Annotated in this window: 25 protein-coding genes; 17 read left to right on the forward strand and 8 right to left on the reverse strand. The window is 59.7% G+C overall.

Annotated elements, in window-relative coordinates:
• The first annotated feature begins 17 nt into the window (after nucleotides 1-17).
• The gene (locus tag MCUHO_RS10135) at nucleotides 18-1,115 is read left to right on the forward strand and encodes a carboxypeptidase-like regulatory domain-containing protein (protein WP_067077840.1); all 1,098 of its coding nucleotides are present in this window, start codon (nucleotides 18-20) and stop codon (nucleotides 1,113-1,115) included.
• A gap of 1 nt (nucleotide 1,116) precedes the next feature.
• Nucleotides 1,117-1,929, forward strand: a complete 813-nt coding sequence (locus tag MCUHO_RS10140; protein ID WP_067077842.1) for a hypothetical protein — start codon at nucleotides 1,117-1,119, stop codon at nucleotides 1,927-1,929.
• Between the two features lie 14 nt (nucleotides 1,930-1,943).
• Here the strand turns inward: MCUHO_RS10140 and MCUHO_RS10145 are convergent, their stop codons facing one another.
• Nucleotides 1,944-2,429 (reverse strand): helix-turn-helix domain-containing protein, encoded by a 486-nt coding sequence (locus MCUHO_RS10145; protein ID WP_067077845.1) that lies wholly within the window; start codon nucleotides 2,427-2,429, stop codon nucleotides 1,944-1,946.
• A gap of 21 nt (nucleotides 2,430-2,450) precedes the next feature.
• The gene (locus MCUHO_RS10150) at nucleotides 2,451-2,645 is read right to left on the reverse strand and encodes a hypothetical protein (RefSeq protein WP_067077847.1); all 195 of its coding nucleotides are present in this window, start codon (nucleotides 2,643-2,645) and stop codon (nucleotides 2,451-2,453) included.
• 50 nt (nucleotides 2,646-2,695) lie between these two features.
• Here MCUHO_RS10150 and MCUHO_RS10155 point away from each other — a divergent pair, with 50 nt between their 5' ends.
• The 7 genes from MCUHO_RS10155 to MCUHO_RS10180 all read left to right on the forward strand — a co-directional run bounded on the left by MCUHO_RS10155 (nucleotide 2,696) and on the right by MCUHO_RS10180 (nucleotide 7,730).
• Nucleotides 2,696-2,926: a hypothetical protein gene (locus MCUHO_RS10155; RefSeq protein WP_067077850.1), complete on the forward strand. Its 231-nt coding sequence runs from the start codon at nucleotides 2,696-2,698 to the stop codon at nucleotides 2,924-2,926.
• Nucleotides 2,927-3,083: 157 nt separating this feature from the next.
• Nucleotides 3,084-3,314: a hypothetical protein gene (locus tag MCUHO_RS10160; RefSeq protein WP_067077853.1), complete on the forward strand. Its 231-nt coding sequence runs from the start codon at nucleotides 3,084-3,086 to the stop codon at nucleotides 3,312-3,314.
• A gap of 188 nt (nucleotides 3,315-3,502) precedes the next feature.
• Nucleotides 3,503-3,658, forward strand: a complete 156-nt coding sequence (locus MCUHO_RS12790) for a hypothetical protein (RefSeq protein ID WP_161485896.1) — start codon at nucleotides 3,503-3,505, stop codon at nucleotides 3,656-3,658.
• A gap of 73 nt (nucleotides 3,659-3,731) precedes the next feature.
• Nucleotides 3,732-4,466, forward strand: coding sequence for a carotenoid biosynthesis protein (locus MCUHO_RS10165; protein ID WP_067077856.1), 735 nt, complete (start codon nucleotides 3,732-3,734; stop codon nucleotides 4,464-4,466).
• Nucleotides 4,467-4,559: 93 nt separating this feature from the next.
• Nucleotides 4,560-6,035 (forward strand): phytoene desaturase family protein, encoded by a 1,476-nt coding sequence (locus MCUHO_RS10170; RefSeq protein WP_067077859.1) that lies wholly within the window; start codon nucleotides 4,560-4,562, stop codon nucleotides 6,033-6,035.
• 8 nt (nucleotides 6,036-6,043) lie between these two features.
• Nucleotides 6,044-6,868 (forward strand): phytoene/squalene synthase family protein, encoded by an 825-nt coding sequence (locus MCUHO_RS10175; RefSeq protein WP_067077862.1) that lies wholly within the window; start codon nucleotides 6,044-6,046, stop codon nucleotides 6,866-6,868.
• A gap of 1 nt (nucleotide 6,869) precedes the next feature.
• On the forward strand, nucleotides 6,870-7,730 hold the full coding sequence (locus MCUHO_RS10180; RefSeq protein WP_235808241.1) for a prenyltransferase: 861 nt from the start codon (nucleotides 6,870-6,872) through the stop codon (nucleotides 7,728-7,730).
• 3 nt (nucleotides 7,731-7,733) lie between these two features.
• Here the strand turns inward: MCUHO_RS10180 and MCUHO_RS10185 are convergent, their stop codons facing one another.
• Nucleotides 7,734-8,666, reverse strand: coding sequence for an AEC family transporter (locus MCUHO_RS10185; RefSeq protein ID WP_067077864.1), 933 nt, complete (start codon nucleotides 8,664-8,666; stop codon nucleotides 7,734-7,736).
• 484 nt (nucleotides 8,667-9,150) lie between these two features.
• Here MCUHO_RS10185 and MCUHO_RS10190 point away from each other — a divergent pair, with 484 nt between their 5' ends.
• From MCUHO_RS10190 to MCUHO_RS12430, 5 genes are all read left to right on the forward strand, one after another.
• A complete protein-coding gene (locus MCUHO_RS10190; protein WP_011842978.1) occupies nucleotides 9,151-9,894 on the forward strand; it encodes a DUF6345 domain-containing protein in 744 nt (247 codons plus the stop codon).
• Nucleotides 9,895-9,903: 9 nt separating this feature from the next.
• Complete coding sequence (locus MCUHO_RS10195; protein ID WP_011842979.1) at nucleotides 9,904-10,866, forward strand: hypothetical protein; 963 nt, start codon at nucleotides 9,904-9,906, stop codon at nucleotides 10,864-10,866.
• A gap of 38 nt (nucleotides 10,867-10,904) precedes the next feature.
• Nucleotides 10,905-11,480, forward strand: a complete 576-nt coding sequence (locus MCUHO_RS10200; RefSeq protein ID WP_011842980.1) for a hypothetical protein — start codon at nucleotides 10,905-10,907, stop codon at nucleotides 11,478-11,480.
• Nucleotides 11,481-11,982: 502 nt separating this feature from the next.
• Nucleotides 11,983-12,987 carry a hypothetical protein gene (locus MCUHO_RS10205; RefSeq protein ID WP_011842981.1) on the forward strand — a complete coding sequence of 335 codons (1,005 nt, stop codon included), beginning with the start codon at nucleotides 11,983-11,985 and terminating at the stop codon, nucleotides 12,985-12,987.
• A 19-nt stretch (nucleotides 12,988-13,006) separates the two neighbouring features.
• Nucleotides 13,007-13,381: a hypothetical protein gene (locus MCUHO_RS12430; protein ID WP_082223163.1), complete on the forward strand. Its 375-nt coding sequence runs from the start codon at nucleotides 13,007-13,009 to the stop codon at nucleotides 13,379-13,381.
• A gap of 525 nt (nucleotides 13,382-13,906) precedes the next feature.
• Here the strand turns inward: MCUHO_RS12430 and MCUHO_RS10210 are convergent.
• From MCUHO_RS10210 to MCUHO_RS10230, 5 genes are all read right to left on the reverse strand, one after another.
• Complete coding sequence (locus MCUHO_RS10210; RefSeq protein WP_011842984.1) at nucleotides 13,907-14,101, reverse strand: hypothetical protein; 195 nt, start codon at nucleotides 14,099-14,101, stop codon at nucleotides 13,907-13,909.
• Nucleotides 14,102-14,273: 172 nt separating this feature from the next.
• Nucleotides 14,274-14,747 carry a winged helix-turn-helix domain-containing protein gene (locus tag MCUHO_RS10215; RefSeq protein ID WP_011842985.1) on the reverse strand — a complete coding sequence of 158 codons (474 nt, stop codon included), beginning with the start codon at nucleotides 14,745-14,747 and terminating at the stop codon, nucleotides 14,274-14,276.
• Nucleotides 14,748-14,866: 119 nt separating this feature from the next.
• Entirely contained in the window at nucleotides 14,867-15,682 is an 816-nt protein-coding gene (locus tag MCUHO_RS10220; protein ID WP_067077867.1) for a hypothetical protein, read from the reverse strand.
• 26 nt (nucleotides 15,683-15,708) lie between these two features.
• Nucleotides 15,709-16,485, reverse strand: a complete 777-nt coding sequence (locus MCUHO_RS10225; protein WP_067077870.1) for a PepSY domain-containing protein — start codon at nucleotides 16,483-16,485, stop codon at nucleotides 15,709-15,711.
• A 15-nt stretch (nucleotides 16,486-16,500) separates the two neighbouring features.
• Complete coding sequence (locus MCUHO_RS10230) at nucleotides 16,501-17,196, reverse strand: hypothetical protein (RefSeq protein WP_067077873.1); 696 nt, start codon at nucleotides 17,194-17,196, stop codon at nucleotides 16,501-16,503.
• Between the two features lie 459 nt (nucleotides 17,197-17,655).
• Here MCUHO_RS10230 and MCUHO_RS10235 point away from each other — a divergent pair, with 459 nt between their 5' ends.
• The 3 genes from MCUHO_RS10235 to MCUHO_RS10245 all read left to right on the forward strand — a co-directional run bounded on the left by MCUHO_RS10235 (nucleotide 17,656) and on the right by MCUHO_RS10245 (nucleotide 20,112).
• Entirely contained in the window at nucleotides 17,656-19,017 is a 1,362-nt protein-coding gene (locus tag MCUHO_RS10235; protein ID WP_161485897.1) for a hypothetical protein, read from the forward strand.
• Between the two features lie 171 nt (nucleotides 19,018-19,188).
• Nucleotides 19,189-19,638, forward strand: coding sequence for a hypothetical protein (locus tag MCUHO_RS10240; protein ID WP_048115122.1), 450 nt, complete (start codon nucleotides 19,189-19,191; stop codon nucleotides 19,636-19,638).
• A gap of 27 nt (nucleotides 19,639-19,665) precedes the next feature.
• Nucleotides 19,666-20,112: a hypothetical protein gene (locus MCUHO_RS10245; RefSeq protein WP_011842993.1), complete on the forward strand. Its 447-nt coding sequence runs from the start codon at nucleotides 19,666-19,668 to the stop codon at nucleotides 20,110-20,112.
• Nucleotides 20,113-20,120 lie beyond the last annotated feature (8 nt).

Here is a 20,120-nt window from a genome sequence, read left to right on the forward strand (position 1 = left end):
ACGGTGAGGGATTGAAAATGAACGGAACAACCAGAACATGGACACTCCTCCTCCTCGCGCTGCTGCTCGCGGCCGTCCCGGCGGCAGGCGCAGATCTCGGTCCCAACCAGCACCTGATCCCGGAACTGAAGGTGAACGAGTCGATCGAGACGATCGCCATATCCGGGGTGTTGACCCTTCAGCCGGAGTGGGACGGGAGTGTGACCACCGGGATACCGTTCGGCTCGATCATGGTTCATACTGCCGACGCAAGAACACTGATCTTCGATAGCGACGGGAACCAGCTGCTCTCCATCAGCGACGAACTCTCTGCAAAAGTCCCCACCCCTGCGGGTGTCGAGAAGCCCTGCACCTGGGTGCACCAGCTCCCGAACGACTCCCGGGTCTATCATCACGACAACGCGACCTTCATCTTCGGCAAGGCCGGGGACCTCATCCTGACCGTCATCAACGAGCACCCGCCGCCCGTCGAAGACCCGATCACCATCAACATCACCTCCCCGGCCGAGGGCGAGACGGTCTGGATCGACGTCGTTCCGCCCCGCGTCGCCGTCGTCGGGGAGGTCCACGCCCCCACGGGTCTGCACAACGTGGTTGTGCGGAGCGGAACCGGGGAGGTCTCGTGCGGGAACCGGCCCGAGTTCGCCTGCTCGGTCCCGGTCTCCGCCGGGGAGAACACGATCACCGTCGTGGCGGGCACCCATGGACGCCGGGCCGAGAAGACCGTGAACGTGACCGTCCGTATCGGTCTCCCGCCGCCCCCGGCGATCGCCGTCTCGGGCAGGGTGACGGACGCCGGCGGCAACCCGGTTCCCGGTGCATTGGTGCGGTTCGAGTCGGTGTTTACGCTCGACGACGAACCCCTCGCGGGGACGAACGTGACCGGGGAGGATGGCGGCTACCTGGTGGAAGGCGTCTTCGGCTACCGGCAGACGGTCACGGTCGAGAAGGAGGGCTACGCCCCCCTCCGGGAGGAGTTCATCTTTGAAAACCTGACGAACGATCTCGACCTGGAACTGGAGCCCCTCCCCCGGACGGTGCCGGGATTCGGTTCCGCGCTCGCGGTTCTCTCGCTCACGGGGGCGTTCCTCCTCATCGGCCGGAAGAGGCGGTGAGATGACAGAGAAACGTTCGATAATCCCGGCGCTCCTCCTCACCGCCGCAGTCACGGCGCTGGCGGCGGGCTTTGCGGCTTTCGCGCCCGTCGCAGAGGTCACCGTAACCCCGCATGAGCAGATTGCCCCACAGGATCAGGCCCTGGTCCATATCGACTTCTTCACGGAGAAGAGGGATGTCCCGGTCGAGGGCGTGGATATCCTCTCCTCGATCCTGCGTTACGAACTCGCGGTCTACGATACGGAGGGTATCCGTGATCGCCTGCTTTCCGGCGAACCGCTGGCGGTGCATATCGCCGGGCAGCCCTGCACGGCGGTTCTCGAGGAGTCGTTGCACGGCACCGGCTCCTTCACCGGCACCCTATCCGTGGACGGGAGGGTGCACCTGACCATCAGCGGCGACGTCCTTCGCGGCTATTTCGAGACCGGCGGCGTCGCATACTGGGTGGAGAGCACCGGGCGGTACGACACCAAATCCCCGGGGAAGGTCATCCACTATCTCTTCTCCTCCGCCGACGTGAAAGGGCTGAGCGGCTGCTATCTCACGCTGTACAACATCAGCAACGGGGATCTAAAGGATTCCGGGTACCCTGCAGGCTGGACGAGAGCCGACTTCCTGAAGGCCGGCCACGAGGTCGTCCCGCTCACGGATGCCGATCTCGTCGACCTCCCCAGAGTGAACGAGACCCTCCGCACCGGCTTTATCGAGGTGCCGCTCTCCTACAACGAGACAGTGCGTATTGCAAAGAGTTACCGGGGGAAGATCGTGGAGTACCGCGGGAACTACTACGTGATCGACTTCTTCGAGAGTTAGGCTGCGATGGTCCCCTAAACCCTCTTTGCTATCGTCTCGATCGCCTCGATCAGCGTCTGCTGCTGCGGCTTGATGATCGCGACCGGGCAGTCGGCGATCTTCTCCACGATCGGCGCGAGGATCGGAGCGCAGATGATCCCGAGCGCCCCCTCCTTGTCGGCCCGGACGGCGGCGATGATGCACTCTTCAAGGGAATCGGCCGCGTAGCCCCGGATGTGGTATTGCTTCCCGCCGATGGGGAGGTCGCGGTTGTCGATCTCGTCGAGCAGGAACCGGGCCGCGATCACCGCGATGAAACTCTTCTCCCGGGGTTCGAGGACGTTCACGATCCGCCGGACGGTCGAGAGGCGTGGATCCGCCCTGCCCGACGTGAGTTTGTAGAGGGTTGCGGGCGGGATCCCGGCCCGTTCCGCGAGGTCGCGGATGCTCATATCCTGCCGGGCGAGTTCCTCCTGGAGCGCGTCGGCAAAGTCGGTCTCGAAGATCTTTCGCGAAAGCATTGTTCTACTATGGTATGATCCTTAAGATAATATTTCCCTCATACGGTCAATGTGCTCGTCATGAGGGATAATCTTCTCCTCTCCCGGTTTCAGGGGGGCGGTGAGGGAGAAGTACCTCCTCCGAACCCGGACTGCTGTTTTTTTCCTCGAAGCCCATCCGTCAGCCGAGGTGTAGATGCGCGGCACAGAAAAGGTATATGGAAGAACGTTGACCATTCACGCGTGGATTCCGGTGCAAACCAGTTCACACCTCTGGAGGAGCCTTTATGGACGAAGAAAAATTCAATCAACTCTTAGGGGCCCTGTCGGTGCCGGTCATCGTCCTGGCATTTTTTCCCCTGTGGGTGATCGTTTCTCTGATACCAATCGCGATTGTACCGGATCCGCGAGCTTTGATCGGGGCAGTTTATGCCACGGCATTGACCCTGTCGTTTGTCTATTTCGGCCTGAAGATGCGGAGCATCAGTAGTGCAAAGGAAGGTAAATCCATCAGGTAATTGGGGAGTGCAGGCGCTGCATTCCCGGACCGCTACTGGTGCGGAGCGGGTGTTCGTTGCCGGGTCACCACCTGTGTTGAACGTATAGGGAAGTTGGACAGAAGACGTAAATGAGCGGACGTTCAGATCTTTGTTACCGTAGCGAGGCGGGTGAAGCATGCAGCGCAGGGTATCGATGGACACACTCTTAACGGGACTGCTTGCCGCGATGCTCCTTCTCTTGCTCTTCTACGACCCTATCAGGGGGCTCCATCCGGCGCTCGACCCTCTCTTCATGCTCTCTGGTCAGGCTATCGGTCTCGTTCTCCTGGTGCTCATGGTATTCTGCATCGTCGGGTTGGTGTTGCTCGTCGTCCGGCGCCTGTACGGCTTTTGCCGTGGGGGATGACGGCAGTTATCCGGATAGAGCTTTTCTCCGCACAGGGAGATCCGTTCCGGGAGCGATCAACCTGGATGCGAGCGTCTCTCTTAATCCATTGTGGAGATCAAGGCTCTTTATTTCCGGTCACAACTCCCGGACGTGTAGAGAAACGTGACAGAAAACGTATATCCCCGAACGTTCAGGTCATTACATACATGGAACGCAAATACCTCGCCCTGTTGCTGGCCGCCGGCATCGCGGCCGGCCTGTACGCAGCCGTCACCTACCAGTGGATCCTGATGCTCGTCATCGCCGCAGTGGTGGCGCTGATCCTGGTCGCGAGCGACTTCGCAGGGCGGACCGGGGCGTAGCCGGCGGCGATCGCGGCACGGCAGACCCGGTCATACCGGTCACCTTTATCCCCGCCGCCACCCTCCCCCGCCCATGCGCATCACCCGGGCGGCTCTCCTCCTCACCGCCCTCGCCCTCTTCCTCGCCGCCTTCCTGGTGGTCCGGTTCGACGACCCGGTGGTTCCGCCCGCCGTCCCGGTCGTCTTCCTGGTTGCTCTTGCCCTCCCCTCCTACCTTGCCCTCGTCCGCTGGCTCGGGCCCGCCCGCGGCATCGCGCTCCTCCTCCTTTTGAGCCTCCTCCCGCTCGCCGCCGAGGCGTACGCCGTCGCGACCGGCATCCCGTATGGCCGGTTCACGTATTCGGCCGACCTCGGCTACCGGGTCTTCGGCCTCGTCCCCTGGACGGTCGCCTTCGCCTACCTCCCGATGCTCCTCGGCGCCGTCACCCTCGCCGGGGCCGCCGTCGGGACCTCCTGGATCCGGCTGGTTCCGGTGGGAGTCCTCGCGCTCCTCCTCGTCGATCTCGTCATCGACCCGGCGGTCGTCCACGCCGGACTCTGGGTCTGGACCGACGGCGGCGCCTACTACGGGGTGCCGGTCTCGAACTTCGCGGGCTGGATCCTGACCGGAGCGGTCTACATCGCCCTCTTCCGGCTCATCGCGGGCGCCCGGCCGATCCCGGGGACGGTGGCGGCGAGCCTCCTCCTCGTCCTCGCGTTCTGGACCGGCTACCTCGCCCGGAACGATCTTGCCGTACCGGCACTCCTCGGGGCGGCGCTTGCCCTTGCAACCCTTCCGGTCATCTTCGAAGACGACGCTTCACGGTGAGCGCCGCATCGGCGGTGTGCCTTCCCCGATACCAAAGTTTATATTCGATATGATTCTTCCTGCACCCGTTTTCTATTCAGGTGGAGGGAGTTTATGCGGGCTGCGATTGTTGGGGCCGGGTTCGGAGGGCTCTCCGTTGCCGCTCTTCTTGCAAAGGGCGGTTTCGACGTCACGGTGATCGAGAAGAACGAGCAGCCCGGGGGCCGGGCGAGCGTTCACCGCGATAACGGGTTCACGTTCGACATGGGGCCGTCGTGGTACCTGATGCCCGACGTCTACGACCGGTTCTTCGCGGAGTTCGGGAGAACTCCGAAAGACTACTTCCCGCTCGCGAGGCTCGACCCTTCCTACCGGGTCTTCTTCGCCGACGAGCGGGTCGCGGACGTCTCGGCCGACCTCGGGAAGAACTATGATCTCTTCGAGTCGTTCGAACCCGGCGGGGCCGAGAAACTCAGGGGTTACCTCGCCGAGGCCGAGGAGACCTACGGTATCACCATGAGCGACCTCCTCTACCGGGACTACCGGAGTATCTTCGACTTCTTCGACCGGCGTCTCCTTGCCGGGGGGAGGAAACTCAACCCCTTTGAGAACCTGGAGTCCTTCGTCAAGAAGCGGTTTGCAAGCGACGAAGCCCGGAAGATCGTCCAGTACTCCATCGGCTTCCTCGGCGGCTCGCCGAGAAACACCCCCTCGTTCTACCACATCATGACGCATATCGACCTGAACATGGGCGTGTGGTACCCGGAGGGGGGCATGCGGGCGGTCGTCGAGTCCCTCGTCTCGCTCGGTCGGGAGTTCGGGGTCGAGTACCGCTACAACGAACCGGTGACGGCCATCGACGTGGAGGGCGGAGTCGCCCGCCGGGTCGTCACCCCGCTTGGGGCGCACGAGGCCGATGTCGTCGTCGTCAACGCGGACTACCCGTTCACGGAACTCTCCCTCCTCCCCGAACGTTCGCGGTCGTACTCCGCCTCCTACTGGAAGAAGAAGGTTCTCGCCCCCTCCACGTTCGTTGCCTACCTCGGCGTCGACCGGGTGGTCGAGGGGCTCGCCCACCACAACATCTTCCTCGAGCCCGACTGGGAGGAGGGGTTCGAGACGATCTTCGATCCCAAAAAAGCCGCCTGGCCGGAAAGCCCCTCCTTCTACGTCAACGTCCCCTCGAGGACGGACACGACCGCCGCCCCGAGAGGCACCGATACCCTCTTCGTCCTCGCGCCCCTCGCCCCCGGCATCGAGGATACCCCGGAGCTCCGGGAACGGTTCTACGACCACCTCATGAACCGGATGGAAGGGATCCTCGGCGAGAAGATCCGTGACTCGGTCGTGACCCGGCGAATATTCGCGCTCTCGGACTTCTCGAACCGCTACAACGCCTACCGGGGCACGGCGCTCGGCCTCTCACATACCCTCCGGCAGACGGCGCTCTGGCGGCCGGCGCACCGGAGCAAGCGTGTCAGGAACCTCTACTATACCGGCCAGTACACCCACCCGGGGATCGGGGTGCCGATGACCCTGATATCGTCCCAGATCGTCGCCCGCGAGCTGACCGATCAATACCGCCGGTGAGGTGCATCGTGATCGACCGGACCATCTACGATATCTTCAAGCGGGGGAGCAAGACCTACTTCTACTCGACCCTCTTCTTCCCGCCGGCGGTGCGGGAGGACGTCTTTTCCCTCTACAGCTTCGTCCGCACCGCCGACGATTACGTGGACGCGGTGCCGCAGGAGGTCGAGGAGTTCTACGCCCTCACCGACCGCTACGCCGCGGGCGCTGCCGGCGAAGCGACGGGAGACGTGGTGGTCGACTCGTTCGTCGAGCTTGCGGCGCGGAAAGGCTTTGATCGAGGGTGGACAACGGCGTTTCTCCGCTCCATGGAGAGCGACATCACGGTCGGCTCCTACCAAACGATCCGGGATCTCGAGGGCTACCTCTATGGATCGTCCGAGGTGATCGGGCTGATGATGGCCCGGATCCTCGACCTCCCGCCGGAATCCTACCCTGCAGCGCAGAACCTCGGCCGGGCGATGCAGTATGTCAACTTTATCCGCGACATCGCGGAGGACCTCGCCCTCGGCCGAACCTACTTCCCCCTCGAAGAGATGGAGGCGTTCGGGCTCGACGACCTCTCGGCGGCCGCGGCTTCCCGTGACCCCGGGGGATTTGCAGCATTTCTCCGGTTCCAGCTCCGGCGCTACCGGGAGTGGCAGGAGGCGGCGGAAGCCGGGTTCCGGCACATCCCCCGGCGTTACCGGATCCCGATCCGGACCGCATCGGATATGTACCGCTGGACGGCCCGGACGATCGATCGCGACCCGGCCGTCGTCCACCGGAGGAAGGTGAAGCCTTCGGTCTTCCGGATCGTCTCCGGCGCCGCCTCGAACACCCTGAAGGCGTGAAATGTCCATGCCTCCCCGGCTCCTCTCGCTCGCCTGGCGGGTCTCGCGGTTCCGGTTCTGGATTTACACCGGGGGAACCTACGTGGTGGGCTACGCTCTCGGGATGGACTCCTGGACGGCCTTCTTCGATCCCGGCTACGTCCTCTTCCTGCTCTACTTCTTCTTCCCGGCAAACCTCTTCATCTACGGAGTGAACGACTGGTGGGACCAGGATACCGACCGGTTCAATCCAAAAAAAGACGTGAAGGAGTACCGGATCCGCGATGCGGACGGCCGGAACCTCCTCCTCCTCCTCGCTCTTGCGGGCGCCGTCAGCGTCGCGCTCCTCTTCGCCCTCGACACCGTCGGGCGGGCGCTTCTCCTCGCGTTCCTCTTCCTCTCCTACTTCTACAGCGCCCCGCCGCTCCGGTTCAAGGAGGTCCCGGTCCTCGACTTCTCCTCGAACATGCTCTACGTCGTCCCGGGGATCCTCGGCTACTACATCGCGAGCGGCGCCCTCCCGCCGCTGGCCCTGGTCATTGCCGGCTACCTCCACATCTCTGCGATGCACCTCTTCTCCGCGATCCCCGATATCGGATGGGATGCGGCCGCGGGGATGACGACGACGGCCGTCGTCCTCGGAAGGCGACGTTCGCTCCTCCTCTGCCTCGCGTTCTGGTCGGGGCTTGCCGTCCTCGTCATCTGGCTCTCCAATCTTCACCCGGCAAGCCTGCTCGTCCTCGTCTACCCGGCCGTCCCTCTCGCCCTCCTCCTCCGGGAAGGCCTCTCCATCGACCGGGTCTACTGGTACCTGCCTTTCGTCAACACCGGCCTCGGGGGTCTGGCCTTTCTCCTCGCGACCCTGCGGACGGCGGCGTGGTAGGGTCTAGAGCATCACCGTCGCGATCAGCGGAATCGTAACGAGCGACCCGATCGTCGAGACGAAGACGATCTGCGACGCGAGCCGGGAGTCGGCGCCGTACTGCTCCGCGAAGATGACGGTGTTTGCGGCGGCGGGCATCGCGGCCATCGTGATCATGATCCCGTTGATATAGGGATCGGGAAAGACCGGGGCGAGGAGGTAGCAGTAGGCCGCCGGGATGGCGAGGAGGAGGATGGCGCTCGCCGCCCAGATCCGCCAGTTCCCGACCATCTCCCGGGCCGGGAAGGTGGCGAGCATCGCCCCGACGATGATCATCGCGAGCGGCGTCGTCACCCCCCCGAGGAGTTCGATCGAGTCGATGAAGGGCGACGGGATCTCCACCGAGCCGAGGAAGAGGGCGAACCCGACGATGGAGGCCGCGATCCCTGGGTTTAAGAGGAGTTTTGGGTCGAACCCCTTCCCTCTCCCCTCGGTCAGCATCGCGATCCCGACCGAGAAGACCAGGACGTTGAAGATGAGGTTGAAGATCGCGACGTAAAAGAGCGACTCCTCTCCAAAAAGTGTCAGGGCGACCGGGAACCCCATGAACCCCACGTTCCCGAAGACGATCGCGAACTGGAGCACCCCTTCCTCCGCGGCCGGGACCCGCATGGCCTTCGAGACCACCCAGGCGAGGGCGAACGAGAAGACGTAAAGCGCCCCGGTCGCGAGGATCAGGGTCTCTGCGCCGATGAGGCGCTCGGGGGTGAAGGGCACCTGCATCGAGGCGACGATCAGCGCCGGGATGGTGATGTTGACGAGGAGCCCCGAGAGCCCCCGGGTTGCCCGGGGGTCGACGATCTTCGTCGCGACGGCGACGTAGCCCGCGGCGATCAGGAGGACCAGGATGAAGATCTGGTCTGCAACTATCAGGAAATCCGTGACCGCACCGTTCATATGGGCACCGCTCCGTCCGGTTCATCAAGGTGAGTGCCGGTACCCCTTTACGGTTCTGCTCGGGGGTGTGGGGTGCAGTGAGCGAGCGGGAGCCTGCCTGGGTTTTAGAGCGGGGTTTTTCGGGATCGCGGCGTGTTCCTCGCACAGAGGGCGCCTCGCCCGCGTAGAGGAAGGGTGAGGCTGTTCGGGACTGTGAAGTGTCGGCGGGTCTTGCCTTCAAGGGCCGGGATCATTATCCCACCATAAGAAGGTTTATGATGTGTTCGGTTCCAGCCGAACGATGACTGCCGATTTTATATGTTATAACGACCCAGAATCGCGTTGGGTGCCGCGTGCGGTACCCGTTTGTGTGCGGGGGTCTCCCATCCCCGGTTGACGCCCCGGATGACGCGCCCCGCAAGCCCGGAGGCAAAGGGAACGTAAGCGTTCTGCGTGCTTAAATATGTGCCTTTTCTGCCTCCGGAAAACTACAGGAGGAAAGTAAATGAACGGAAAAACCGGATTGCAGGCATTTCCCATGCTCCTGGCGCTGCTGCTGGTGAGCGTGGTTATGGTGCCCGCAAGCGCATACTATTATTGTTGTGCAGAATGGGTGAACAACTATCCCCCACCATCCGACTTGGAGCACAATGATGAAAACGCACAGGGGTTTTACTACCAGCTCGGTGGTGACTCATCCTGGTGGGGAGACTTTATCTATGGCGATGGTCAGGCCCTGGAAAGACACTGGAAAGATCCCAGTAAGTCCGGAAACGGTATAGACTATATTTACACAGATGATACACATTTTGCGTTCTTTTCGGGCCATGGTGCCCCAGAAGGATTTGCATTTTCCTCCTCCCAAGACGATACCTTCCTGAGTTACAGTGATGCTCTCTGGGGAAACACGCAGATGGACTGGATTACCATTGATGCCTGCACTGTTCTGCGCGAGAATAGCCATACAAATTGGTACAATGCATTTGGCGGCCTACACTCGATGACCGGGTTCCATACTGAATGTCACGATGTCTCGGACAGAGGCTCTAACTTCGTACACCGGATGGTCGGTACGTGGACCACCCAACCGATCATCACGGCATGGTTCATTGCAGCGAAGGATACAGAGCCTTCGACCACGTATGCGGCAGCCCTTGCCCGAGAAGGCTGCTGGTCCGATTATGTCTACGGGCACGGGAGCCAGGGGACACCCGGAACGTCGTTCCTGTACGGTACGTACCAGTGTTGAGGTGATCACATGAACATGAAACTAATTGGAGTTAGTGCCGGTGTCCTGGCGCTTCTTGGAGTCATCTGCGTTGTCAGCATACCCGTGTTTTTCAGCGACAGTCATACACCTGACTGTGGTCAATCCAACCAGATAGGTGGCGTGAAATCGGCGGGTGCTGCAAACCTCACCTACACCGCCTCTGTTCCGTTCCCGCCGACGCCTGCGGAGGTTATCCTGTATCGGGTGCTGGAGCCGGAGATCACGACGGAACTTGTCTCATCGATGGCGGAGAAGATAGGCCTGAAGGGAACGGTGCGCGAATCGTACGACCAGATGCTGCTCTCCGATGAACCCCACTCGTTGGAGGTTCATATGAAGTCGGGGAGAGTCGCTCTGATTGATATCCCCCGTTGGATGAACCCGAACGACAAAGACCTGCCGGAAAGCCTTCCTTCGGACGATGAGGCGATCCAGATCGCAACACAGTACCTGGAGGAGACCGGGCTGATGCCCCCCGATGCAATCCTGTGTGGCGTTGCCCACCCCCAAATCGTTGAGTATAACGAGGATGGTGAGGTGATCGGTATCGCCTTTGAAGACGTCCAGGTCTCTTACTCCCGCACAATCGACGGTCGGCCGGTTGTGGGTTCGAAATTGACGGCTGAGATCGGCGGCGGCGGGGATATCCTGAATGTTTACAAACTCTGGAGAGACTATGCCCCGGAGAAGGAGATAGCAGTCATAACGCCACAGGAAGCTTTTGAAGAATTGAAGGCGACTGGGCTGGCGGTCGACGGAAAAGGCCCGACCGCGGTTATCACCGGGATCGAACTTGGGTATTATGAAGCACCGGCGATGGATGAGCCTACCTACCTCGTCCCGGTCTACATCTTCAGGGGCGAGGTGCGGGATGAGACCGGGGGAACCGCATTCGTCAGATACATCCCCGCGTCCCCCGACCTTGGGGAGGGTATCCCGGCGGTAAAGTGACCGCCCCAGGTTCCTCTTCTTTTTCGGAGCGAAATTCTATGAAGAAGATTCTGTACCTCGTCATCACCTGTGCCGCCGCGGGCATGCTGGTCCTGGTTGGAATACATATACTCCCGAACCCGGATCTGCAAGGGCCGGGTGAGATACCGACGGAGGTTCCGGAGAACCGAACACCCCGCCCGACAGGCGTTCCCCGGGAGAATACATCGTTTATCGAGATTCATCATGCAGGAGACCCGGGCGTTATCCTCTATCCAGGAGATCCCGGGTATCCTGCCATCGAAGCAGAGTGCCGCGAGCAGATCCGGAGCACCTGTGGTCAGTATAAGATGGGGTTCTCGCGGGTTGAGCTGGACGCCATGAAACAAAACGACACCTATGTCGCGATGCATCTCCCTGCTCCCACGAGATTCGAGACGGGTTATATCGTCGATGGGTCGCCGAAGGAGATCCTTGCAGACGAAGCGGTCTTCTTTCTGGATTTCGAGGACTGGCCGGAGAACATAATCATCATGCGACTGGGAGATGTTTGCGGGGTCTGGGACGCTTCGCGCGACCGGGAAAAACTTCGGGTTCTGGCTGATCCGTTTTTGGTCGGTCGGGCCGCGTCCTGACAGGCGTAGACGGTCAGTGGTATATATTTGCATTTCGTCTGTTCAAAACAGACCCGTCCAATCGGCAGAATACGATCAACGCCTCCGCGCCGGCAACCGGGATGTATGAGGGGAATAGTTTTCGGCGGTCTTTGCCGGGAACAACTGCGACGGTGCCCGGTTCCGTGGGGGGAGGTTCGACGAGCGTGGCAGGGCCGTGACCATTATCCCGGCGCCCGACGGCGGGTCCTGTCTCCAGGGGCAGGAATTATTGTCCTGCCATAAGAAGGTTTATGATGTGTTCGGTTCCAGCCGAACGATGACTGCTGATTTTATATGTTCTAACGACCCAGAATCGCATCGAGTGCCGCATGCGGTACCCGCTTGTGTGCGGGGGCACCCATCCCCGGTTGACGCCCCGAATGACACGCCCCGCAAGCCCGGAGGCAATGGAAGTGTATGCACTTCCTGCACTTGAAGGTATGCTCTTCCCGCCTCCGGGGAAAAACCGGAGGAAAAACAGATGAACGGAAAAATTGGACTGCGGGCATTCTCCACACTCCTGGCGATAATGCTGGTGAGTGTGGTGATGGTGCCGGCGATGGCAATGGATGCCGGGGCACTCGATATTGAGAAGCTGGACATCGTGGATCCTGCAACACTTCAGGAACGATCTCCCTCGTTCATCAGCGAACTCCGAAGCAAAGGATGTTCCGAAGAAGAGATTGCCGAGGCAATCCGTAGCCTGCCGCGAGTTTCATACCTTGACGGATGGACAGAGGCTGATGACGAACGGGTATCGCCCCTTTTGCAACAGGCAAGGGATGAGGTGAACTATTCGATGTACGGCGAGATAGATCCTCTGACAGAGGATGGCGTTTCGGCAGTAAAGATGTGTTCTTCAGGCATCTGGCTGTTTGACACAGTTTTTCAGGGTGTTAATGGATGGGTACATCCCGGACTGATGGAATGCTCCTCGGATGGCACCAGACGCCAGTTTCTTACGACCCATCTTGGAAAAAAGATCGGTACGACCGCTAACTGGATCGAGATAGGTATAGAGTCAGTCTGCGATGATCCGAATCCGGCTCGCTACCATGTTTTCACCTATGATAACAACAACATATCACGACCGATGGTTGTGCATAGTAACCTTACCAACGGCGACAGGGATTACAATTTCGAGATCTACGTAAGTGACGTGCAGTACCCGGAGGGCTATCCCTATATGATCTTATGGGAAGGACAGGTCGTCCGGGTCGGTCACGTTCCGTTTGCGGAAGGCGATCTGAACGAGGTACACGAATACGTCAGAAACGATCCCGGATCATTCTCCGATGTATCAACCTCCTATGTGTGTGATTCCTACGTCTATTACGACGGATATGGTGTATGGTGGAACGAGCAGCTGGATGCACAGTTAGCACACCCGACACAGCTCCATGCAGATACGCAGGAAGGTGTTTATGGCGATTTCTACAGACCATGGTGGTCGAATGCATACAGAATCGACACGTGGATCGCGTGAACAAAGAAGAATAGGGTTGATGGTAATCATCTCAGTCCTCCTTTTTTGTTGTACGGGTTGCGTTGAAGAGCAACCGGTGAATCAATCGAAATATATCAATATTTCACTTACAGAACCCATCTCTCAAGCAGATGCGGTCATCGTTGCCCTTTCCTATCCGGGAGTTGCTAAAACAATTGAGAATGATTCGTTCCGGATCACCATCGGAAAGCTCACCGTCTCTGACGTACGTGAGGGAAGGCTTAAAGAACACCATATGGTCTACATCGATCGCTTCAATAGCACTACGCACGAACCGCTCGAAGGTTTACAGGTTATTGTGACCTACGACGGGGACGTTTACAAAATCTGGCGGTCGTTCCCTCCAGTTAATTCTTCAATTGCTGCAGAGTGAACAGCCTCTGCAGGACCTGGTATAGATGCCAGCCCCGGAGCCCACCCCGGCAAAAGAGCCCGGGCGGGCCGGGAACCTGACTGTCATCCGGGCAACCGGGGATTCGAAACCCCCGCAGGCCGTCCCGATCCTCTCGTCGTGGAGGGATATCGGACCGGAGATATGTGAGCCGACCGAAGAAGATTGGGCTTTTGTCAAAGATGCCGCAACGGATCTGTCGGAAGAAGAGAAGACCCGGTTTGTTACAGAGGTCAGAAAGATACCTGCGGGGAATCGACACTGCCCCCGGAGGAGCAGGTCGATCTGGAGAGGGGACTTGGGTACTACCTGATTAAGGCAACCGAGGGAGTAGAGACAGCCCTTTAACTGCTGAACGATCCAGCCGTATCTGTAGTATTACTATGCCGGCGATCAGGTCCTGGCGTACCGATCGGCAGATCCCCCTTCCTGTGTGTTCCCGGGGTTATCGAGTTCTTCGTAGTTAAACCAGGGATGGTCGGTGATCGGGTTGCGTCCCCTCCTGCCCTACAGTAGCACCGTCGTCATCAGCGGAACCGTAACAGACGACCCGTTCGTCGAGACAAAGACGATCTGAGAGGTATGCCGGGCGTCGGCAAAGACCCGGGTGAGGAGGGGGGCGACACTTGCCGCGCAGATCCGCCAGTTGTCGACCATCTCCCACGCCAGGAATGTTACGTGCATCGTCCCGACGATGATCATCGCAAATGGTGTGGTTACCCGGCTGAGGGGGTCGACCGCATCGATGGATGGGGCTCGTGCTCTCCACCGAGCCGACGGAGGCGCGATCCCGATCGAAAAACGGGGAGGTTGAAGGTGGCGACGTAGAAGGGGAAGTCGTCGCCGAAGAGCGGCTGTGCGGACAGGAAAGAAACTACGCCGGTATAGGGGCGGTTCTCCGCCGGCACCGCAACGCGATGTACCAGAGCACAAATGTCACGCCGAGGAGCGCCTCGCCCGCGTAGAGGAGGAGGGGTTCCCTGACGACGCTCCCCCCCTGGACGACAAAACCGCGGAGATACGAGGTCACGCAGAGCACCCCGGCAGTCATGGCAACCAGGGATGTGCCGAGGAGGAAGATGATCCGGTGGTCTCTCCCGGGATGAAGGATCCGCCGCCCCTTCTCCGTCAGGGTGTAGTCCCGCCATTTCCGGGCGTTCTCGTGGGCCACGAGATCCGCATCGGCCAGAACGGCAAGGTGTTCGTGGACAGTCGACTTTGCAAGACCGAGCCCGTCGGCGAGCTCGCTCATCGCCATGGGCCGGATATCGAGCGCTTTGAGGATAGCGACCCGGACGTCGGAGGATAGCGCAGCGATATCGCCCCGGTCGAGCGTGACTTCTTCCATGATTTGAAATCTCTCCGATATGGGTCTGGTCCGAAACAATCAGGTACTCCCCTGCCGGGAGAGAAAAGCGTTCCGGAACTGTCCCGGTACTGCCGAAAAAGAGGATGCGCCGATCTCCGTCATTCCGCCCGGAGGGTCGGGGGTGGGACCGGTTCCGGTGCACCTATCCCTACTACGACGAACGTTGCCGATCCCCCCGGGAGGCGGTCCCTGTTGAGGTTGGGGTCCGGGGTAGAGCCGGGGTCGATCTCTTCTTTCCAGGGGGTGTTGGAACCCGGTATGGTGACGGTCGCCCGCCGGAAGTCGAAGTCGATCGGTGTGCCGTTCGGGGTCGTGAGGGTGTACGGGGCGGCAAGACCGATCGTCAGGGAGAGGACCTCCTCCGGGCCGGGCTGCGGGAGGTCCGCCATCACCCGCACCTCGCGCCACTCCCCGGCGGCGAGGTCGTCGACGGGCAGCGAGGTCGAGGCGCCGGGGAGGACATCCCCCTCCGGCGACCCGGTGGTGGTGTTCAGGCTCGCGGTTTCCGTCGTCACGGCAAGATCGGCCCGGGCGCAGTCTTCGCCCGCGAGGTTCCGGATGAAGAAGTCGAGGCTGATCCTGTCGCTCTCGATTGCGATATCGGGAGTGTACCGGATATCCTCCGGGCGGGCCGGGTCGAGGCTGTAGCGATCCCCGAGGGAGATTGTCCGGTTCCAGGCGGTGGCGTTCTCGAGATGCCAGGTCTCGTTATCGGCGTCGTAGGTGATGATCGGGCTCTCACAGGGATCGGGATACTCGAACCCCGGCCCGAACGGCAGTATCCAGTTCACCCGCTTGAGCGGTTCCTGCACATGCTGCTGTCCCGGGGGAAAGGCGGTGAGTATGGCGAGGTTTACCGCAGCAAGGATGAGAACGGCGCCGATACCGAGCCATATCCATGTCTTTGAGTGCATTGTATCACATTAGGAAAAGAGGTGATTTAGAGGTATGGACTCACCATCAGCACTTCTCCGGTCTGTGCGTCGATAACGACAAGCCCTCCCTGGAGAACGTGGTCCTCCGGCTCGCCACTCATCGTGATCACCCATGTCAGCGTCTGTACGTCCGGTCGGGTGTACTCGACGGAGAGGTCGGCCGTTGCACCGGTCACCCGGATTCCCGGGAACTGCCCGGCTACGATCTTCAGCGCCTCGTCCCGGGAAAGTTTTGGCTCAAGCGAACATTTGATCTCCCGCTGGATCCCGATGTACGAGACGATCTCGCCGGTGCTCGGGTTAAGGTTCACGACGACCGTGTTCGGCGTGAGGACATCGCTGATCTCTTCTCTCCAGATGTACGAGTACTCGCTGCCCGCATCACCGTGAGAAACCAGGTCCGATCTGGTAAGCTGCATACTCTTCTTCGCAAAGCCGCTGTACTTCTCTTCGGCGTAGGCCCTTGCCGTTACTTCGGCTGCGGCCCGATCCAGCCGGACATCGCGGCAATCCTTCCGTGCGGAGTCGAACGTGGCACGTTCGATCACCCCGGTCCGGGCGTTGGCGTAAACCTGTCCGTCTCCGGTACCAAAGACATAGTACTCTCCCAGATTCAGGCGTTCAGTCTTCTGGTACTGGACGGTTGCGTCGGGTGCGTTAAGAAAGTCCTGTGCTTTTTCTTTTGCGGTATCCACCCCGATCGGGGCGTTGGCATCAGTTGCCGACACGATCGAGACCGCGACGACGAGGCATAGCATTGCAACAATGTATATCCGTTTCATGATTGAATCACCTCATTAATAGACTCCGTAGCGAGCGGGAGTGAGATAACTGTTGTAACTGCCGGAGATCTCGTAGGTGTCCACTCCATGGTAACCGAACGGCCAGTGCAAGTAGCAGTCGTCCTTTGCATTGCTTGCGGCGCTTGCAACGGTCTCCCCGTTTCGCAACCGGTCCCAGAAGCTCCCGGACCAGCACTTTCCGTTTTCGACCTCGACCTCGCCGTCGAACCCCAGGCAGATGTCTGCACCTTTGTTCGTGACTGTCTCTAAGACCAGATCACCGTTGTAAGGGTTGTAGTGCGACGAATAGCAGGCGAGGTAGACTGCGAGCAGGACATCCCTGATATCGGTTCCGTAGTCAGTTATGTAGTACTGGTAGTTTCCCGGGTAGTGTCCGTCGGTCCTGGCAAGTATCCAGGATTCCGAGGCGAACTTTATTCCACCGCCTTTATGCGAGTCGTCGTAGTAGAGGCCATGGCCGTTGAAGAAGAATATCGCGTCCGACCTGAACTGATTGTACGCTGTCGATGCTACTGCATTCGTGGACGACGAGTTGTCGTAGCCCATTGCACCCTGATCGACCCGTGCGTCGTAGGCCGTCGGCGTCGTATCCGAACAGTCATAGTTGTGCGCGGGTGGTGCGGCGCTGGCGACAGCAGGCAGAGCCGCGAGCAGGAAGAGTGCTGCCAGCATGTAGATCCATGGTTTCATAAGTATCCCTCAAGGAGCGCCCGGGCATTCCTGCACCCGGAACTAAACCCGAATTCGAGGGGGAATCTTATAAAGCCCGCTGTCGTCGTTCGGTTCTGGCCGAACAAATCTTAAACTTTGCGATCTGCTGCGTGGCGGATGGGTAAATGTGCGGGTGTCCGGGACTGTGGGTGTCGGCGGGTCCTGTCTCCAGGGGCGGGGATTATTGTCCTGCCATAAGAAGGTTTATGATGTGTTCGGTTCCAGCCGAACGATGCCTGCTGATTTTATATGTTTTAATGACCTCAAAATGCGTAAGGTGCCGCATGCGGTACCCGTTTGTGTGCGGGGGTCGCCCATCCCCGGTTGACGCCCCGGATGACGCGCCCCGCAAGCCCGGAGGCAACAGGATGTACACATTCTGCGCACTTAAACGTGTGCTTCTCCTGCCTCCGTGGACAGAAACTGGAGGAAAACGAAATGAACGGAAAAACTGGAATGCGGGTATTCTCCTTGCTCACGGCGCTGCTGCTGGTGGGCGTGGGGGTTGTGTCTGCGGTGAGCGCCCAGGATGTCACAGGGACCCTTCCCGCAGATAGCAGCGAGCCGGTCCTGGTCATCGGGGATTCTATGGATGTACTCATCACGGGTACTACATCGGTATCCGATATGCGAGCATCCGGAATCAACGCTCCAGAAGAGCTGAACATCCCGAAGGGCATTACCCGGTACGATCTCGTGACGTTCGATCATGCTGCACTGAACAAGCAGATACGGGGCGTACTCCCCCTCCAGATCCATGGCAAGGAGTACCAGGCCGAACTGCACAGGATGGATTTTGAGCAGATCGACGACGGCATCGACTCGTACGAGGGGGTGATCGTCGGCGTTGGCGGGAGCGATGTTCTCCTGACGACCGGGGAAAACGCCCTTGTCGGGAGTGTAACCTTCGGTAACGAAACATTCTGGATCACCCCGGTCGAGTCGCGAGCGCGCGCAAAGGGAGAAGCATCGCCTCTGCATGTCATCTACAGCTCTCAGGATATTGAAAATCCTGAAAAATGGAGTCTTATCGACTACGGGACGCTCACGCCCCCGGAAGGATACACTCCGATCGAAGTTCCCGAGAATCTGGAATCTTCCATGAGAGAACTCCAGGACCAGTATGCCACGGTCAATCTGCTGGTGGTTACCGATAACCAGTTCTACCAGGATCAGGACAACTGGAAAACAGTCGCTCAGGATATCGTAGCCGAAGCGAACCGGCAGTTTGACCGGGACGATATTAGGGTGACGCTCTGTGTAATGGCGTATACCGATTCAAAGCGGGTTCAACTCTCAAACCATTCTAACATCACGAGCAACCCCGTTGTTGCGGTCCAAGCGATCTATCCGAACACCGACCTTGATCTCTGGGCCGCAGATATTGCACTGTATGTTGGTGGTTACGATGCAGACGGTTCTGCACAGGGGGCTACTTACGGCTACTACCCATATCATCATCGGCATGCCTGGGCTCAGATGGTCCCTGACGACATCTTGTACCTGGGTACCACACACGGCCGCAGGTGCGTGAGCATCCATGAACTGGGGCACCTCTTTGATGCTGGTCACCAGGAGCTGGATGAAAACCGGACGATCCCGTCTTACCGTAGGGCCTACCAGTGGTATCAACCGTTTTCTCCTCCCCTCAACCTCAAGAATACCGTGACATACAGTTACTTCAATGAGTTGATGAGTACCACTGAATTTTCATCGGACGACTACCACGGGGATGCCGATCACGACAACGCAAGGAGAATCCGGGAGACGAAATGGACAGTTGCGAACTATCACTCCTGATGGGAGCCGATGCGAGTCTCACCCCTACCACCTTTTTAAATTGTTACCGGGTGGTTTGGTGGTACAGAAACCCCGGGCAGCATGTGTCAGAAAAGAAGAATGGGGGCCGCCGGAAGGATCCGGGGCGTTCTCTTTCTGGCAGGATCGGGCGAAAGAGATAAAAGAGGTCACATGAAATCGAAACATGACAGACGTTTGGTTATCGAGGGGGTTCTGGCGTTCATCGGCGTCATCCTCCTCGTTGCGATGGTTGTGCTCATGTGCACCGCCCTCTTCAACTGGCTCGAAGCAAGCGGTGGATCCCCGAGATTGGACGTCTGGGAGATCAGGGGCGAACTGCCGCCGGAAAATGCATCGATCATCCACCTGACCGAGAAAGACTTCGAGCAGCACCCGGCGCTCGACTCCGCAATCCGGGGCGACAACCGGGGTCCCGGACCCTGGTATTCGGGAGACACACCGTACGGTGTCCTCGACGAGCGAACGATTGGGAGCGCTCCGGTGACATACCTAGAACGGGAAGTACTTATCGAGTCGTTTGGTCCCGATGTCGAGGCGAGAAACCAGCCGTACATCGAATACGAGGGTGCGTATTACTACTTTCTCATCCTGATCCCCTAAAATCGGGTCAAAACAGGTGCTATTGGAATGGAAGAAGATAAAAATCCGAAATCAAGAAACCGGCTCAAAACGGCGGCCCTCGTCGTCGCCTGTGGTCTTGCCGGCGTCATCGCCATCGCGCTCGGCCTCATGCTCGCCGACGCCCTCATCATTTACGCTCACGAGAGTTCTGGGGAACAGCCGATGTTCTACGTTATGGAGAGAGCGGAGCCGGGGGGGAGCGTGATCGTTCCCCTGACTGAGCAGGACTTCGAACAGCACCCCGAACTCGCCGCAGTCATCCGGGGTGAGGAGCGGAACCCCTCGGCGTGGGAGTGGGGCTACCGGGATCAACGTGTCATCGGGGGAACTAAGGTCTCGTACACGGAGAGCAAGGCGCTCCATGATGCCTACGGTCCCCGAGAGGGGAGGGGGCTGTACCCGCTCATGGAGTACGAGGGTGCGTATTACGTGGTCCTGACGACATGGCCCTGAAGGGGAGT

The sequence above is a fragment of the Methanoculleus horonobensis genome, from assembly GCF_001602375.1.
Taxonomy (GTDB): domain Archaea; phylum Halobacteriota; class Methanomicrobia; order Methanomicrobiales; family Methanoculleaceae; genus Methanoculleus; species Methanoculleus horonobensis.

Bases quoted from the DNA above. Each gene is read 5' to 3' on its own strand.
- MCUHO_RS10200 (WP_011842980.1), top strand. From the start codon at position 10,905: ATGAAGAAGATTCTGTACCTCGTCATCACCTGTGCCGCCGCGGGCATG.
- MCUHO_RS12790 (WP_161485896.1), top strand. From the start codon at position 3,503: ATGGAACGCAAATACCTCGCCCTGTTGCTGGCCGCCGGCATCGCGGCC.
- MCUHO_RS10220 (WP_067077867.1), bottom strand. From the start codon at position 15,682: ATGCACTCAAAGACATGGATATGGCTCGGTATCGGCGCCGTTCTCATC.
- MCUHO_RS10140 (WP_067077842.1), top strand. From the start codon at position 1,117: ATGACAGAGAAACGTTCGATAATCCCGGCGCTCCTCCTCACCGCCGCA.
- MCUHO_RS10235 (WP_161485897.1), top strand. From the start codon at position 17,656: ATGAACGGAAAAACTGGAATGCGGGTATTCTCCTTGCTCACGGCGCTG.
- MCUHO_RS10230 (WP_067077873.1), bottom strand. From the start codon at position 17,196: ATGAAACCATGGATCTACATGCTGGCAGCACTCTTCCTGCTCGCGGCT.
- MCUHO_RS10225 (WP_067077870.1), bottom strand. From the start codon at position 16,485: ATGAAACGGATATACATTGTTGCAATGCTATGCCTCGTCGTCGCGGTC.
- MCUHO_RS10205 (WP_011842981.1), top strand. From the start codon at position 11,983: ATGAACGGAAAAATTGGACTGCGGGCATTCTCCACACTCCTGGCGATA.
- MCUHO_RS10215 (WP_011842985.1), bottom strand. From the start codon at position 14,747: ATGGAAGAAGTCACGCTCGACCGGGGCGATATCGCTGCGCTATCCTCC.
- MCUHO_RS10190 (WP_011842978.1), top strand. From the start codon at position 9,151: ATGAACGGAAAAACCGGATTGCAGGCATTTCCCATGCTCCTGGCGCTG.
- MCUHO_RS10170 (WP_067077859.1), top strand. From the start codon at position 4,560: ATGCGGGCTGCGATTGTTGGGGCCGGGTTCGGAGGGCTCTCCGTTGCC.
- MCUHO_RS12430 (WP_082223163.1), top strand. From the start codon at position 13,007: ATGGTAATCATCTCAGTCCTCCTTTTTTGTTGTACGGGTTGCGTTGAA.
- MCUHO_RS10240 (WP_048115122.1), top strand. From the start codon at position 19,189: ATGAAATCGAAACATGACAGACGTTTGGTTATCGAGGGGGTTCTGGCG.
- MCUHO_RS10165 (WP_067077856.1), top strand. From the start codon at position 3,732: ATGCGCATCACCCGGGCGGCTCTCCTCCTCACCGCCCTCGCCCTCTTC.
- MCUHO_RS10185 (WP_067077864.1), bottom strand. From the start codon at position 8,666: ATGAACGGTGCGGTCACGGATTTCCTGATAGTTGCAGACCAGATCTTC.
- MCUHO_RS10155 (WP_067077850.1), top strand. From the start codon at position 2,696: ATGGACGAAGAAAAATTCAATCAACTCTTAGGGGCCCTGTCGGTGCCG.
- MCUHO_RS10195 (WP_011842979.1), top strand. From the start codon at position 9,904: ATGAACATGAAACTAATTGGAGTTAGTGCCGGTGTCCTGGCGCTTCTT.
- MCUHO_RS10145 (WP_067077845.1), bottom strand. From the start codon at position 2,429: ATGCTTTCGCGAAAGATCTTCGAGACCGACTTTGCCGACGCGCTCCAG.
- MCUHO_RS10180 (WP_235808241.1), top strand. From the start codon at position 6,870: ATGTCCATGCCTCCCCGGCTCCTCTCGCTCGCCTGGCGGGTCTCGCGG.
- MCUHO_RS10150 (WP_067077847.1), bottom strand. From the start codon at position 2,645: ATGGTCAACGTTCTTCCATATACCTTTTCTGTGCCGCGCATCTACACC.
- MCUHO_RS10245 (WP_011842993.1), top strand. From the start codon at position 19,666: ATGGAAGAAGATAAAAATCCGAAATCAAGAAACCGGCTCAAAACGGCG.
- MCUHO_RS10160 (WP_067077853.1), top strand. From the start codon at position 3,084: ATGCAGCGCAGGGTATCGATGGACACACTCTTAACGGGACTGCTTGCC.
- MCUHO_RS10210 (WP_011842984.1), bottom strand. From the start codon at position 14,101: ATGATCATCGTCGGGACGATGCACGTAACATTCCTGGCGTGGGAGATG.
- MCUHO_RS10135 (WP_067077840.1), top strand. From the start codon at position 18: ATGAACGGAACAACCAGAACATGGACACTCCTCCTCCTCGCGCTGCTG.